The sequence below is a fragment of the Pseudolactococcus insecticola genome (genome assembly GCF_011170065.1).
Lineage (GTDB): Bacteria > Bacillota > Bacilli > Lactobacillales > Streptococcaceae > Pseudolactococcus > Pseudolactococcus insecticola.
The window spans coordinates 38,894-53,814 of record NZ_BLLH01000007.1 but is presented as its reverse complement, the minus strand read 5'-3'; the positions used below and the strand labels follow the sequence as shown (position 1 = coordinate 53,814).

Below are 14,921 nucleotides of genomic sequence, written 5' to 3'. Positions count from 1 at the left end.
AGAATATTGTGACACAAGGTCAAGAGGCTTCGTTTTGGGAGACATTTCCTGATGATAAAAAGGGTTTGAGGACGTTTACACGTCAAAATAATCTGACGAACTATCAAAAGCTAAAAGGCTACGCAAGAAAGGGCTATACATTAAATGGTTATGCTGGTAGAGGTAAATATCAGTTTACTAAGATAGCGAGTTTGGATTTTGGCTATGAACGTTTTGGCAATATTCAGTATCGCCTGACGCCACCGAAAAAAGAAATTGATTTTTTTAATAAAAAGTTAGTTGTCATTTTTAATTCACTTGGCCTTTCGGCCGTTAAAGCTAGTACCAGAATGTTTTCTGATGGCGCTGAATTTCACATTGGTGAATCGGTGTTTGCGCGAAATACCTATATTTTAAGGCTGGCTGATAGTAATATGACAGTTGGATCAATGTATCTCAATACGCCAAATTACCCAACATTTATCGAAGAAACGGATTTACTAATCAAAAAAGTGATGCGTGACTTGGCGCTTTCAATAGATGATGTCGTTTTGATTGGGTCAAGTCGCGGCGGTTTTGGTGCTATTCTACATGCTTTTGTGGGTGGCTATAGAGCAGTTGTGACAGATCCAATCGTTTCGCTCGTTTATGACTATAACTTGGATGACCGCTTTTTTCTGCGCGATGATATTGAGCCCGACTTGATTAACTACATCAAGCCTTACTTTAAGGCAACTGACTCAAATCGGAAAATTACGATTGTGACAAATTCTGAGGTGCCCATCACCTATCCTTATTTGACACGGCTTCCCAACGATCGCCTGGATATTATCGACTTAGATGCTAAACTTTTTAGTGAGATGAAACATGGTGAGTTGATTGCTGGAAGTATTCCTTATTATAATAGCGAGATTAATCAAGCGCTGCTTGAGATTGATCGTGGTGAGATTGCCAAAAATACAGGCAAGTTATCTGATGATTTTGATATTGAGTACCCGATTGATACCCGATATTTTAGATTTTCAGCCGAAAATGGTCAATTAGTTATTGAAAAAAAACAAGATGTTGCAGAAAATAAATCGTCATTTTTGGTACTCAAAAGCGCCATCTCAAATGCCGATAAGATCGAACTTCAATCGGATAGTCCAGTTAAAATTAGCGTTACAAATGGTCGAAAAGCGGATATTGGTCTCAATTTTTCTGATCAAGGCATTGCTGAGCTTGGCATTGGCGGTATTTGGTTTATGTTAAAAATCAATACATCAGATTATGAAGTCGGAAAAAAATATCGTATTTCAAAATTAAGAATTACAAAATAAAAGAATCCAATCAAAATTGGATTCTTTTGTTTAGACATCAAGGCTTAATAATCCGCATCTTTAAAACATCATGGATGGCATCTTGTAGGAATGAGACGATTTCAGATTGGCTGGGGTTAATGGTATCGCTTGCAATGAGATTTGCAAAGCCGGTTGAGACGATCCAAGTGCCAGTAAGGAGACTGTTAATCTGTTGTTCTGGCAAATTTGCATAGCTTGGCGTGTCTTTGATGAGACTACGAAAAATGTTATAAGAAAATTCATTGATGGAGTTGTCTTCACCGCCATGTTTTTCCAGATAGATGGCTCGAAACAGCTTAGGATTTTCCTGAGCAAAATTGATATAATTCAAAGATAAATTGATAATTGGATCATCGTGTGTTTTTTTATTAAAAACTTCTGTTTGCAAACGGTAATAAATATGAGAAAATAACTCATTTTTGAGTTCTGCCATATTTTCAAACTCAGCATATAGAGGTTGTGTTGAAATCTTCATATATTTGGATAAAGCACGAGCTGTTAGTTCACGTGGACTTTTTTCGAGAATGAAGCGCTCAGCCGCATTTAAAATATCTTCCTTAAAAATTGTTTTATTTCTTGCCATTTTTCTCTCCAGGTATTTGTTATTTATTATACAATAAAATAACGAATAAAGCAAGTTTTTACAAGACATTTTTAAAAGACAATGACTGATAATAAGTGTTATAATAGACTTAAATCACTTACAACATCACAAAAGGAGCATTTTTATGACCACTAGTAAACTTTCAAATGACAGCTTAACGCTCGCCATAGACACCTTTGGCGCAGAATTACACTCAATCAAAAAAGACAATGTCGAATACCTCTGGCAGGGAAATCCTGAGTTTTGGGGACGTCAAGCACCTGTCCTATTTCCAATTGTTGGCAAGCTAAAAAACGGGACCTACACGCTAGATAAAAAATCCTATCAGCTATCAGGGCACGGTTTTGCACGTGATAACGAGTTTGAATTGATTGACAGCGATAAGGATGAGCTAGTCTACGAACTCAAAGACAGCAAAGAAACAAAACGAGTCTATCCCTATGATTTTCGTTTGCGTGTTAGCTATAAACTCACAAAAAATCGCTTGAGCGTTAAATGGGAGGTCAAAAATCAAGATGATAAAGACTTGTATTTCGGGATTGGTGCGCATCCAGCTTTTAATGTGCCGCTTGAAAATGGCAGTTTTGAAGACTATAAATTAACCATTAGTCCAGCTCAAAAACGGGAATTTATCCCACTTGATGCCGCAGCGGGCACGATTAAACTCGATGAAAAGCACACAGTGACAGCAAGTGAGTTTCCGCTGACACGTGAGTTGTTTAAGGATGACGCCCTGATTTTTGAGACGCCCGGTGCCACGCAAGTGACTTTATCAAACTCTGTTAATAGCCGATCAGTTAAGATTTCGTGGGAAAACATGCCTTTTGTCGGTCTCTGGAGCCCTTATCCGAGAGAAGCGCCATTTGTCTGCATCGAGCCTTGGTGTGGCATTGCTGATGATGAAAATACCGACGGTGAGTTATCAACGAAATTTGGGATTAACACCCTTGCGCCAGGTAAAAAATTCAAAGCGGGCTACACGATTGAAATCAATTAAATCAAATCAATAAGAGTAAGTTTGTCGCAAGATGGGCTTGCTTTTAATATTCTAAAGTTGGCCATAATTTTTTTTTATGACGAGCCTATTTATTGCCACCTAAAAAGTGGTAAAATATAACGATAACAAAGGTTAGAACACGAGGTAAATCATGACAACAACTCCTAAAAAAATAGATACGATTTTGTCCCACATCGGTATTAACCATGATGAAGCGACAGGTTCCTTGATCTCACCCATCCATTTTTCAACAACCTATCAGCATCCAGAGTTTGGGAAATCAACCGGCTTTGACTACACGCGGACAAAAAATCCGACACGTGCGACTTTAGAAGAAGCGCTTGCTGCGATTGAGGCAGGTAATTTTGCCATTGCCACAAGCTCAGGTATGTCAGCTATCGTGCTCGCACTTGAAATCTTTCCTGTTGGCTCGAAAATCGTTGCATCACGTGACCTCTATGGTGGCTCTTTTCGTTGGTTCAATGATCAGCAAAAACGTGGTATTTACAGCTTTGACTATGTCGTGACAGAAGCTGAAATGCTTGCTGCAATCACACCTGAAACAGATGTTGTCTATATTGAGACACCGACAAATCCGCTCATGATCGAAGTTGATATTGAAAAAGTAGCCAAAAAAGCACATGAAAATGGTGCAAAAGTCATTGTTGACAATACTTTTTACACGCCGATTTATCAGCAGCCACTTGTTTTAGGGGCAGATATTGTTGTACATTCGGCGACAAAATACCTGTCTGGTCACAATGATGTACTGGCTGGAGCGGTCATCGTCAAGGACGAAACGCTCTATGAGAAGCTCATCTATAACCTCAATACGACGGGTCCTGTTCTCTCACCTTTTGATAGCTACCTCGTCATGCGCGGTCTCAAAACATTGTCCTTGAGAATGAAGCGCGCGACTGAAAATGCTAGTAAAATCGCTGATTTTCTTGCGCACAACGCAGCCGTAAAGGAAGTGCTGTTTACCGGACGTGGCGGGATGATTTCGTTTAAGGTGGTTGATGAAAGTAGGATTCCGGCTATTATCAACGGCCTTTCTGTCATCACTTTTGCCGAAAGTTTAGGTGGTGTTGAATCGCTGATCACCTATCCGACGACGCAAACTCACGCCGATATCCCTGCTGATGTGCGTGCAAGCTATGGTTTGACGGATGATTTGCTGCGCCTATCGATTGGGATAGAGGATGCAGATGACTTGATTCAGGACTTGGCGAACGCCTTGAAAGGATAGCAGATATATGAGCAACTACGACTTTACAACATCGCCCAACCGTCTGGGCAACCATTCGGTAAAATGGCGAGAAACTGAGGCTGATAGTGAGATATTGCCGATGTGGATAGCCGATATGGACTTCAAAACTTTTCCAGAGATGACCGAAGCCTTTGAAAAATTTGCAGACTATGGTGTTTATGGCTATGCCTATCCGTCAGAAAGCATTTTTGACGCAATCATCGACTGGGAAAAAACACAGCATGGTTATGCCGTTGGCAAGGATGCAATCGTCTTGATAGAAGGTGTTGTGCCTGCGATTTCGGTAAGTGTGCAGGCTTTCACGCAGGAAAATGATGCCGTACTCATCAACACACCTGTCTATCCACCATTTGCCCGAACAGTTAAGCTCAATAACCGCAAACTCGTGACGAATTCTTTGGTCGTTTCTGACGGCCTATTTACCCTTGATTTTGATCAGATTGAGCGTGATATTGTGGACAATCAGGTCAAACTTTATGTTTTTTGTAGCCCCCACAATCCTGGAGGCCGTATTTGGACGTCTGACGAACTCACAAAAGTTGCTGAGATTTGTCGGAAACATGACGTTATCTTGGTTTCTGACGAAATTCATCAAGATTTGGCTTTGTTTGACAATCAACAACACAGTATTAACACGGTCGGTGATTTCAGCGATTTTACAGTGATTTTGACTAGTGCGACAAAAACGTTCAACATTGCTGGGACGAAAAATTCCTTTGCAATCATTGAAAACGATGAACTTAGAAAAACTTTCAAGGCGCGTCAACTCGCCAATAACCAACACGAAATTTCGACGCTTGGGCTCATTGCCACAGAAGTTGCTTATCGGTATGGTGAACAATGGTTGCAGGAACTTAAAACAGTGCTTGAAGCCAATGTCAACTATGTGATTGATTACTTTGCCGAACACGCACCGCGCGTGACAGTCATGAAGCCGCAAGGGACCTATCTAGTTTGGCTGGATTTCAGTGACTATGGCATTTCTGACGAAGAATTGCAGTTGCGTCTGCGCACGACAGCAAAAGTCATCTTAAACGACGGGTCAAGCTTTGGACCTGAAGGTGTCGGACACGCCAGGTTAAATATTGCAGCGCCATTTGAACATGTGAAAGCAGCAACGGAGCGCATTGTCGCCTGCCTGCCTGAGTAAGGACACAAGAAAAACTGCCAATCCGCAGTTTTTTTGATATAATAAAGTAAATACAATCAGAAAGTTGGTCTCACTAAAATGGGAAAATTTCAAGTTATTACACATCCGCTGATTCAACACAAACTTACAATTTTGCGTCAAACGTCAACAGGAACTAAGGATTTTCGTGAACTGGTCAATGAAATTGCCATGCTCATGGGGTATGAAGTTTCCCGCGAATTGCCGCTCGAAGACCTTGAAATCGAAACACCAATCACAAAGACTGTCCAAAAAACATTGTCTGGGAAAAAATTAGCCATTGTGCCGATTTTACGTGCTGGGATTGGCATGGTTGACGGCATTCTGTCATTGGTGCCCGCAGCAAAGGTCGGTCACATCGGCATGTACCGTGATGAGGAAACATTGCAACCAGTTGAGTATCTGGTCAAATTGCCTGAGGATATTGACCAACGTCAGATTTTTGTTGTTGATCCTATGCTTGCGACGGGCGGCTCAGCCATTTTGGCTATTGACTCACTCAAAAAACGTGGGGCATCAAACATCAAATTCGTCTGCTTGGTTGCGGCGCCAGAAGGCGTAAAAGCCTTGCAAGAAGCACATTCAGACATTGACATCTACACTGCAGCGCTTGACGAAAAACTTAACGAACACGGCTATATCGTGCCAGGTCTGGGAGATGCGGGCGACCGACTTTTTGGGACAAAATAATGGTGGATAAACTCCGATATGTGCTGACACATTTTAGCGACAGCAGGGTTTTCATCTCTGACGGTTATTATCGCGTGCAGCAGTTTGACAATGACATCTATGAGTTGGAGTTTTCCGTGTCAGGTTACTGTGGGACTTTTGAAAGTAAGCCCGCAATCAAATTTCAGCTGTCGTCAGACGATGACATCACATTTTTGCTCTACCGAGATATGACGGCAACTCCTATCAAGTTTTTCACGCCGGATGATAGCAATAAAGCAGCCGTCAGAAGTGAATTTGAGGCTTTGGTAGAGCGATTTTATCAAGTGAAGGACAACATTTAGTAGAAAGTCATGCAAGTGTCAAAAAAACACGGCATGATTTTTTTAGATATGAGTAAATAATTTTCGCTCCGATGTCCTAATATTAGCTAATATTTCCTAAGCAAATACTTTAATTTTCCCCCTTGAGGTGTTATAATATTTAGATAGGCTGGGGTAAAAATAGACAGCTTTTTTTATCGAAATTGGTCTAGTAATCAAAACGGAGTGAACTTTGAAAAAAATAAATGTGAAACAACTTTTGGTCGGAAAGCCGCTCAAATCGACGGATGATGACAGTCATCTGTTGACAAAACTGCAGGCTTTGGCCATGTTATCGAGCGATGCGCTGTCGTCCATTGCCTACGGGACTGAGCAGATTGTCACGGTCTTACTGACCTTGTCGGCAGCAGCCATTTGGTATAGCTTGCCGATTGCTGGTGTCGTGTTGATCTTGCTTGCGGCCCTTACGCTCAGCTATCGGCAGATCATCCATGCTTATCCGCAGGGTGGCGGTGCCTATGTCGTTTCGACTGAAAATCTCGGTGCCAATGCGGGCCTTGTTGCAGGTGGTAGTTTGCTTGTTGACTATATGCTGACCGTTGCGGTGTCAGTGTCTGCGGGAGCAGATGCCATTACCTCAGCGATTCCTGGTCTCCATCCCTATAACCTGCTCATTTCGATTATCCTCGTACTCATGCTCATGTTTATGAACTTACGTGGCTTGCGTGAGTCCGCAGGTTTTCTCATGGTGCCAGTTTACACCTTTGTCACGATGACTGTGCTTTTGATTATTGTGGGCTTCCTGCGTGTTCTGACTGGCGATTTGTCCTATAATGCCACTAGCCACGTCGGGAGTGCTGTGCCTGGTATTTCAGTGATTTTACTGTTGAAAGCCTTCTCTAGCGGGTCAGCCAGTCTGACAGGGGTTGAAGCGATTTCAAATGCTGTGCCATTTTTTAAAAAGCCTAAGGCGCGTAACGCTGCGGGAACTTTGGTGCTTATGGCAAGTATTTTGGGGATTTTCTTTGTCGGCATTACCTTTTTGAACTACTATTTAGGGGTTGTACCTGGTGGTCATTCGACAGTTTTGTCCCAAGTGGCACATGATATTTTCGATTTTTCGGGTGTTGGTAAAGTCTTTTACTACATTTTTCAATTTTCAACGGCAATGATTCTCGCTGTTGCTGCCAATACAGGTTTTTCAGCTTTTCCCATGCTCAGCTATAACTTAGCTAAAAACAAATACATGCCTCACATGTATATGGAAAAAGGCGACAGACTCGGTTATTCTAATGGCATCATTAGTCTTGCTGCGGGTGCTGCGGTGCTGCTCTTGATTTTTAACGGATCGACCGAGCGCTTGATACCGCTCTATTCGATTGGTGTGTTTATACCATTTGCCTTGTCGCAAACTGGCATGGTGGTCAAATGGCGCCGTGAGGCGGGCAAGCTGTTTTGGCGCCGCGCAACATCAAATATTGTCGGTGCAGCGATTTCTGCTGTGATTGTCCTGATTTTACTGGTTTTCCGTTTAGCAGACATCTGGCCATTTTTCGTGGTTATGCCGATTTTGATTGCCATATTTTATGCGATTAAGCGCCATTATACCGAGGTTGCACGTCAACTTCGGCTGGAAGATCGCGTTGTTGCGCAGACTTTTACAGGCAATACCGTTATCGTCCTAGTTGGAAATATGACAAATGTTGCCGTTGGTGCGATGAGCTATGCGCAGTCTATCGGCACAGATGTTGTCGCAGTCCACGTTTCCACCAAAGAAACACTTGAAAAAGATAGAGAAGTTCAAGCAGATTTTAAAAAAATGTATCCAGACGTCCGATTTTCGATTGTTGAGTCAAGTTATCGAGATATTGTGAAGCCTGTCGTACGGTATGTTGACTTGATTTCTAAGTCAGCACAGAAAAAAAATCACACGGTGACCATCGTCGTGCCACAGTTTGTACCAAAGCACTCATGGCAAAATGTCCTGCACAATCAAATGTCAGTTCGCATGCGATTTTACCTGAGCTGGCGTGATAATGTCGTCGTGTCAAACTATTCTTACCATTTGAAAAAATAAGAAAAGCTGATTTCAAATTTGAAATCAGCTTTTTATCATTGTAATAAATCACGGTCACGATACCAAACATCTGGCTGCCAAATCCAGCTGGTGCCGTATTTTTCAAGCAAGTCAAAGCTTTCACGTGGTCCCATTGACCCAGCTTTGTAATAGCTAAGCGGCGTTTTATCAGCTTGCCAAGCCTTGACTACCTCATCAATCAGAGTCCATGACGCCTTGACTTCATGCCAATGGCTGAAGTTGGTTGAGTCGCCATTTAGCACGTCGTACATGAGTTTTTCATAGGCTTCAGGTGAGTTGCCAAGCGCATCTGCGTCATGACGGAAATCAAGTTTGACAGGTTCAATAGCAAAATTTTTGCCGACTTCTTTACCATTGACTTGAAGAGAGAAACCTTCAGTTGGCTGGATGTAGATCGTGAGGATATTTTGTGCGACCTCTTGTGAGAAGATATTGGCATCATTTTTGAAAACGATATTGATCCGCGTTCCTTTTTCAGTCAAGCGTTTACCTGTTCTGAAAAAGAAGGGAACGTCTTGGAATCGCTCGGTGTCTACAAAGAATACACCACTTGCAAATGTTTCAGTTTTAGAGTCAGGAGCGACAGATGCCTCATCAATATAGGCAGGGTAGTCATTTTCGTTGATATGACCCGCCTGGTATTGACCACGGACAAAGTTTTCAACGATGAGTTTGTCATCTGGCATGCGTAGATTTTCTAGGACCTTGATCTTCTCAGGTAGCACATCAGCGCTTGAAAATGACGCTGGTTTATCCATGGCGAGGATTGAAAGCACTTGTAAGATATGATTTTGCACCATGTCTTTTAAGGCGCCAGATTGATCATAATAGCCACCCCGGTCTTCAACACCGATAGACTCTGCAAATGTAATCTGGATATTGTCGATAAAATCTCGGTTCCAGACATGTTCAAATAAAATATTTGCAAAACGAACGGCGAAAATATTTTGAATCATTTCTTTGCCGAGATAGTGGTCGATTCTGAAAATCTGATCTTCGTTAAATGTCTCAGAAAGTGCCTGGTTAAGTGCTTTTGCGCTAGTTAAATCAGTGCCGAAAGGTTTTTCGATAATCAGGCGCTCAAAGCCTTGCCCATCAACAATAGCTTCAGACTTGAGATGACTTGCAATGGTTCCGAAAAATTGAGGCGCCATGGCTAGAAAGAAGACTTTGTTATGATCAGTTTCGTATCGTTTGCAAAGGTCTTCTTGCAGGACTTTTAGTGTATGATAATGTGCAGCGTCCTCAACATCATGACTTTGATAGTAGAAGTGTGAGGCGAACTGCTGGGCCTCAGTTTTTGATGTTGTCAAATCAGCAATCGCATCCAAGACAACGCCCTCAAAAAAGTCCTTAGTCCAAGGTCTGCGAGCTGTCCCAATCACAGCAAAGTTCTCCGTCAGAACGCCAGATTTGTAAAGACGAAAAAGTGACGGATAGAGTTTGCGCTTAGCTAAGTCACCGCTTGCGCCAAATATTGTAAACACTGCTTTACTCATGTATTTTCTCCAAAATTGTTTATATCTTCTTTTAATTATACCAAAAAAACCGCTAGATAGCGGTCAAAAAGTACGGTAAACGTACGGATTTTCAGGTTTTTGGATTTTGGCAATGTGTTCAGGCTTGACAATCGGAATTTCACGCTTGAACGGTGCATAATAAGCCATCTGAATCTGACCTGTAATCTTAATCCAAGTATTGTTAGGATAAGAACTGCCGTCAGAAAGCGTTCGCAAGCCGAAAACACCAGAGTCAGCAATACAATGAATAATCCCAAATCGAAAGAGGAATTGGGCACTAGTGTCGGTCGGATCATTGTAGACAAAGCCGGAGTAGCTGACTGTTTTTCCTTCAAATGTCCCTGGAAAGTTATAAATCAATTCCATGATTTCCATGTAATTTGCCGTGGTAATCGTAATATCGGACTTATCCTCGTACTTGGCAAGCTCTTTTTTCATAATCTTATCATAGGCAGATTTTGTGAAATAAAGGCTTGTATTTGGCTGCAAATACTGAATCTGCGTGCCATCAGAGGAGTCGCCAGAGCCTTCTGCTAGCGGAAAGTTAAAGCCTTTAGCTGAGACAATCGTCGCATCAAGCGTTTTAGACGGAATGGCAACAGATGAAAGTAGCGGCAAAGCAAGCAAGATAATTGAGATAACCTTTGCAGAACGTGTTAAACCGTGACTATCATGCGTCGTGCGTCGCATCCAATTAATCAGCTGTACAATCGCTAAAATCAGGGATAGGATGGCAGAAAGCACCGCAAGATAGCTGTAATGTGTATTGATGTACTGGTTGAGCTTACCTGTGAGCTGTAGATACATCATGAGCTCAAAATAACCCGATAAAATCAAAAAACGAATCATAGGAAGCTCACCCCCATTCCAATCATAATCACGAGAAATGAGACGCCGAGCACGTATTTTACGATAAAGCGTGAGCGGAAATAGCGTTTCATCATGAGTAAGTTTTTAATGTCGATGATGGGCCCGAAAAGCAGAAAGGCAATAATCGGTGCTGTACCAAAAAGGTTGAGTAAACTAGCGCCGATGAAGGCATCTGCCTCGCTACAAAGTGATAGTAGTAAGGCAAAAAGCATCATGAGCAAAATCGCCGTAAAGGGGTTGTGCGTGACACTGGTCAGCCATTTTGTTGGCACAAAAACCTGTATCGTTGACGCAATAAGACTCCCAAAAATCAGGTAGCGTCCTGTGTCGAAAAATTCATCGACTGCGTGCGACAAGGCGGACCAGAACTTTTGACCACGATTAAGGCTGTGAGTGTGGTCATGATGATCGTGTGCATCATGAGATTGAGTTGCAAGAAGAATCGGTTCATCCCCAAGCAAATAAGCCAGTACAAGTCCGACCACTAAAGCAATGATTAAGGCACCAGACAGACGCAAAAAGGCAAACTTAAAGGAATTGCCAAAAGCAACAAACGTTGCAAAGAGCACGACAGGGTTGATAATCGGCGCCGCAATCAAAAAAGGAATACCTGTATAAGATGGGACTTTCTTCTCTAAAAAACGGTTAACGATGGGCACAATGCCACATTCGCAGGATGGAAAAAAGAAGCCCGCGATAATGCCCACAATCACACGTAAAAAGCGTTGTTTGGGCAAAAACTTGTAGACAATCTCGGGTGAGAGGTAGGTCTCAATAAAACCAGACACCAGGCAACCAAACAGGACGAAAGGCAAAGCTTCTATAATAATAGATAGAAAGATCGCAGCTAGTTGTGAGACCGCATCTGGTAAATTACTTAGCATTTTGCACGTTATCTTCTTGTGATTCTTGCGTATCGGTGTTTTTCAGAAAGTCTTCTGGAGATTTGACCTTCTTATCAGAAGTTTTTTCGATTTTTTCAAGATCGTTGATTTCAACTTGGGGCGGTAGTGCTGCCAAGTCACCCAAAACTTTGTCCAAATCATCACGTTTTTTGAATGTTAGTGCCATTTTTTTCTCTTTTCTAGTAGGTCTTATATGCTTATTTTACACCATTTTCCTGAAAATAGACAAAAAATAATCTTTTTATCGCTAAATGCTTGCTTTTTTTCAAAAATCCTTTATAATTAAGAGTAATGGTAGATTGTCGTAATGCGCAGTCTGTCTAAAAAATATATTTTTTATTCTAAAGGAGACATTTTTAAAAATGGCTAAAGAAAAATACGATCGTTCGAAACCACACGTAAACGTCGGTACTATCGGACACGTTGACCATGGTAAAACTACACTTACTGCTGCAATCACGACTGTTTTGTCACGTCGTTTGCCTTCATCAGTAAACACACCTAAAGACTACGCATCAATCGATGCTGCGCCAGAAGAACGCGAACGTGGTATTACAATCAATACTGCTCACGTTGAGTACGAAACTGAAAAACGTCACTATGCCCATATCGATGCGCCAGGTCACGCGGACTACGTTAAAAACATGATCACAGGTGCTGCCCAAATGGACGGTGCGATCCTTGTAGTAGCTGCAACTGACGGTCCTATGCCACAAACACGTGAACACATCTTGCTTTCACGTCAAGTTGGTGTTGGTAAATTGATCGTTTTCCTTAACAAAAAAGACCTTGTTGACGATGAAGAATTGCTTGAACTCGTTGAAATGGAAGTCCGTGACCTCCTTTCAGAATACGACTTCCCAGGCGATGACACTCCAGTTATCATCGGTTCAGCTCTTAAAGCCCTTGAAGGCGACACTGAATACGAAGATATCATCATGGAATTGATGGATACTGTTGACTCATACATCCCAACACCAGAACGTGACACTGACAAACCTTTGCTTTTGCCAGTCGAAGATGTCTTCTCAATCACTGGTCGTGGTACCGTTGCATCAGGTCGTATCGACCGTGGTACAGTTCACGTCAATGACGAAATCGCAATCGTTGGTATCAAAGAAGATATCGCAACTGCAGTCGTAACTGGTGTTGAAATGTTCCGTAAACAACTTGACGAAGGTATGGCCGGCGATAACGTAGGTGTCCTTCTTCGTGGTGTTCAACGTGACGATATCGAACGTGGTCAAGTTATTGCTAAACCAGGTTCAATCACACCTCACAAACAATTCAAAGGCGAAGTTTACATCTTGTCTAAAGAAGAAGGTGGCCGTCATACGCCATTCTTCGATAACTACCGTCCACAGTTCTACTTCCGTACAACTGACGTAACTGGTTCAATCAAACTCCCAGCTGGTACTGAAATGGTAATGCCTGGAGATAACGTTTCTATCGACGTTGAATTGATCCACCCAATCGCCGTTGAACAAGGTACTACTTTCTCTATTCGTGAAGGTGGCCGTACTGTTGGTTCAGGTATCGTAGCAGAAATCGAAGCTTAATTCATTTTAGACTTCCGTAACTATCTATTGGTCGGACAATGGATACGAAAAGCACTCAGACTTTGGTCTGGGTGCTTTTTTGCGTCGGAAATATAAGCAATCAAAAAGAGAAGCTCACTTGCGAGTTTCTCTTTTTTGGGTCATTCCTTGGTAAAAATATTGCGATCAACCAGTGCATCTAGCTGAAAATAGAATTTATCTTGGATGATTTTGTTATCGACAGATTTGAATATATTGATATTTCTAAGACCTGACTTGTCAGTGATTGACAGCTTGAAGCCTGTCAGATCAGATTTTACTGTGATTTTAAGCAGCGGTCCTTCGCCAGAGTTTGGGACGTTTTCCAAAACACGGCTGAGTTCAAAGTTGCCGACTTTATTTTTCATAAAAGTCGTATCAGCAAGTGTATATTTTTTGATTTTTGGTGACAACTTATAAGTATAGCGGCTGTCATCGAGGTGTTTCTCAGTTACGAAAGCCATGAGATGAGGCTCCTTTCATCCTTGTAAAATATCGGTCAGAATCTTGATGAATCCGTGGATCTCATCAGAAGTGGTCATATCAGACAGAGAAACTCTGACGGATTCTTTGAGCTTGATGTCATCATCTCCATAGACTGCCGCAAGTACGTGTGATGGCTCAATTGCCCCTGCCGTGCAAGCTGATCCAGTCGAGATAGCAACGCCTTGCAAATCGAGTTTCATCAGCAGTAAGTCTTGATTGACACCGGGAAATCCGAGATTTAAGACGTGTGGCATGACGGCTTCGCCGAAATGGTTGGTGTAGAAGTCAAGAGTTTGCAATTCTGACAAAAGTTGCGTCTTGAGCGCAGTGACCTTATCAAAATTAGTCTCAAGATTTTCAGCTGAAATAGCAAGTGCTCGTGCCATGCCAACAATACTGTGAATATTTTCAGTACCAGCACGCCGCCCTTCTTCTTGGTCACCGCCGTGAATGAGGTTATCAAATTTTAGGTCGCTGTGATAAAGAAATCCAACGCCTTTTGGTCCGTGGAACTTGTGGGCTGAGGCAGATAAGAAATCAATGCCAAGTGCGACGGGTTCAACCGCAATTTTTCCCATGACTTGCACGGCATCAACATGATAAACTGCCTGATGCGTGGTAAGTAGCTGCGAAATCTCAGCAATTGGCAAAATCTGTCCTGTTTCGTTATTGGCATACATGGTTGAAACTAATATCGTATCATCTCTCAAAGCATCTGCAATCAAATCAGCAGTGAAGCTACCATCGGCGTGCGGTTTGACAAATGTCACCTCAAAACCATGGCGATCACGCAGGTATTCGACTGCGTGAAGTACAGAATGGTGTTCGATAGCGGTTGTTAGAATATGGTTGCCTTTGTCGCGGTTAGCAAGCGCATAGCCGATGATGGCTTGGTTATTGGCCTCAGAGCCACCTGATGTAAAAATCAGGTTTCTGACGGGTACGTCAAGGATGGTTGCAATCGTTTTTCTGGCATCACGAACAACCTTACCAGCAGCCCGACCGTAGCTATGAATGCTTGACGGATTGCCAAAAGTAGTGGTCAGAACGTCAAACATATCTTGTGCCACTTCAGGTAGAACTGGTGTGGTTGCAGCATTATCGAGGTAAATCAT

15 protein-coding genes are annotated in these 14,921 nt (G+C 42.3%); 8 read left to right on the top strand and 7 right to left on the bottom strand.

Annotated features, from left to right (window positions below; all coding sequences use genetic code 11):
* Positions 1-8: 8 nt before the first annotated feature.
* Entirely contained in the window at positions 9-1,298 is a 1,290-nt protein-coding gene (locus Hs20B_RS06870) for an XcbB/CpsF family capsular polysaccharide biosynthesis protein (protein ID WP_172356933.1), read from the top strand.
* 37 nt (positions 1,299-1,335) lie between these two features.
* Here Hs20B_RS06870 and Hs20B_RS06865 read toward each other — a convergent pair whose 3' ends face one another.
* Positions 1,336-1,902, bottom strand: coding sequence for a TetR/AcrR family transcriptional regulator (locus Hs20B_RS06865; protein ID WP_172356931.1), 567 nt, complete (start codon positions 1,900-1,902; stop codon positions 1,336-1,338).
* 145 nt (positions 1,903-2,047) lie between these two features.
* Here Hs20B_RS06865 and Hs20B_RS06860 point away from each other — a divergent pair, with 145 nt between their 5' ends.
* From Hs20B_RS06860 to Hs20B_RS06835, 6 genes are all read left to right on the top strand, one after another.
* The gene (locus Hs20B_RS06860) at positions 2,048-2,920 is read left to right on the top strand and encodes an aldose 1-epimerase family protein (RefSeq protein ID WP_172356929.1); all 873 of its coding nucleotides are present in this window, start codon (positions 2,048-2,050) and stop codon (positions 2,918-2,920) included.
* Between the two features lie 151 nt (positions 2,921-3,071).
* The gene (locus Hs20B_RS06855) at positions 3,072-4,169 is read left to right on the top strand and encodes a cystathionine gamma-synthase (RefSeq protein ID WP_172356927.1); all 1,098 of its coding nucleotides are present in this window, start codon (positions 3,072-3,074) and stop codon (positions 4,167-4,169) included.
* A 7-nt stretch (positions 4,170-4,176) separates the two neighbouring features.
* Positions 4,177-5,340 (top strand): MalY/PatB family protein, encoded by a 1,164-nt coding sequence (locus Hs20B_RS06850; RefSeq protein WP_172356925.1) that lies wholly within the window; start codon positions 4,177-4,179, stop codon positions 5,338-5,340.
* A 78-nt stretch (positions 5,341-5,418) separates the two neighbouring features.
* Positions 5,419-6,048, top strand: coding sequence for a uracil phosphoribosyltransferase (gene upp / locus Hs20B_RS06845; RefSeq protein WP_172356924.1), 630 nt, complete (start codon positions 5,419-5,421; stop codon positions 6,046-6,048).
* On the top strand, positions 6,048-6,371 hold the full coding sequence (locus Hs20B_RS06840; protein WP_172356922.1) for a hypothetical protein: 324 nt from the start codon (positions 6,048-6,050) through the stop codon (positions 6,369-6,371). The genes upp and Hs20B_RS06840 overlap by 1 nt, the downstream gene beginning before the upstream one ends.
* Positions 6,372-6,591: 220 nt before the next feature.
* Entirely contained in the window at positions 6,592-8,427 is a 1,836-nt protein-coding gene (locus Hs20B_RS06835) for an APC family permease (RefSeq protein WP_172357024.1), read from the top strand.
* Between the two features lie 35 nt (positions 8,428-8,462).
* Here Hs20B_RS06835 and zwf read toward each other — a convergent pair whose 3' ends face one another.
* From zwf to Hs20B_RS06815, 4 genes are all read right to left on the bottom strand, one after another.
* Entirely contained in the window at positions 8,463-9,947 is a 1,485-nt protein-coding gene (zwf, locus tag Hs20B_RS06830) for a glucose-6-phosphate dehydrogenase (RefSeq protein WP_172356920.1), read from the bottom strand.
* 63 nt (positions 9,948-10,010) lie between these two features.
* Positions 10,011-10,817 (bottom strand): TIGR03943 family putative permease subunit, encoded by an 807-nt coding sequence (locus tag Hs20B_RS06825; protein WP_172356918.1) that lies wholly within the window; start codon positions 10,815-10,817, stop codon positions 10,011-10,013.
* On the bottom strand, positions 10,814-11,722 hold the full coding sequence (locus tag Hs20B_RS06820) for a permease (protein WP_172356917.1): 909 nt from the start codon (positions 11,720-11,722) through the stop codon (positions 10,814-10,816). The genes Hs20B_RS06825 and Hs20B_RS06820 overlap by 4 nt, the downstream gene beginning before the upstream one ends.
* Complete coding sequence (locus Hs20B_RS06815; protein ID WP_172356848.1) at positions 11,712-11,909, bottom strand: SPJ_0845 family protein; 198 nt, start codon at positions 11,907-11,909, stop codon at positions 11,712-11,714. The genes Hs20B_RS06820 and Hs20B_RS06815 overlap by 11 nt, the downstream gene beginning before the upstream one ends.
* 196 nt (positions 11,910-12,105) lie before the next feature.
* Here Hs20B_RS06815 and tuf point away from each other — a divergent pair, with 196 nt between their 5' ends.
* Positions 12,106-13,302 carry an elongation factor Tu gene (gene tuf / locus Hs20B_RS06810; RefSeq protein WP_172356915.1) on the top strand — a complete coding sequence of 399 codons (1,197 nt, stop codon included), beginning with the start codon at positions 12,106-12,108 and terminating at the stop codon, positions 13,300-13,302.
* A 140-nt stretch (positions 13,303-13,442) separates the two neighbouring features.
* On the opposite strand, the gene Hs20B_RS06805 is transcribed toward tuf, so the two are convergent.
* Together Hs20B_RS06805 and Hs20B_RS06800 are read right to left on the bottom strand one after the other, a co-directional pair.
* Positions 13,443-13,784 (bottom strand): DUF1831 domain-containing protein, encoded by a 342-nt coding sequence (locus Hs20B_RS06805; RefSeq protein WP_172356913.1) that lies wholly within the window; start codon positions 13,782-13,784, stop codon positions 13,443-13,445.
* A gap of 15 nt (positions 13,785-13,799) precedes the next feature.
* Positions 13,800-14,921: a cysteine desulfurase family protein gene (locus Hs20B_RS06800; RefSeq protein WP_172356911.1), complete on the bottom strand. Its 1,122-nt coding sequence runs from the start codon at positions 14,919-14,921 to the stop codon at positions 13,800-13,802.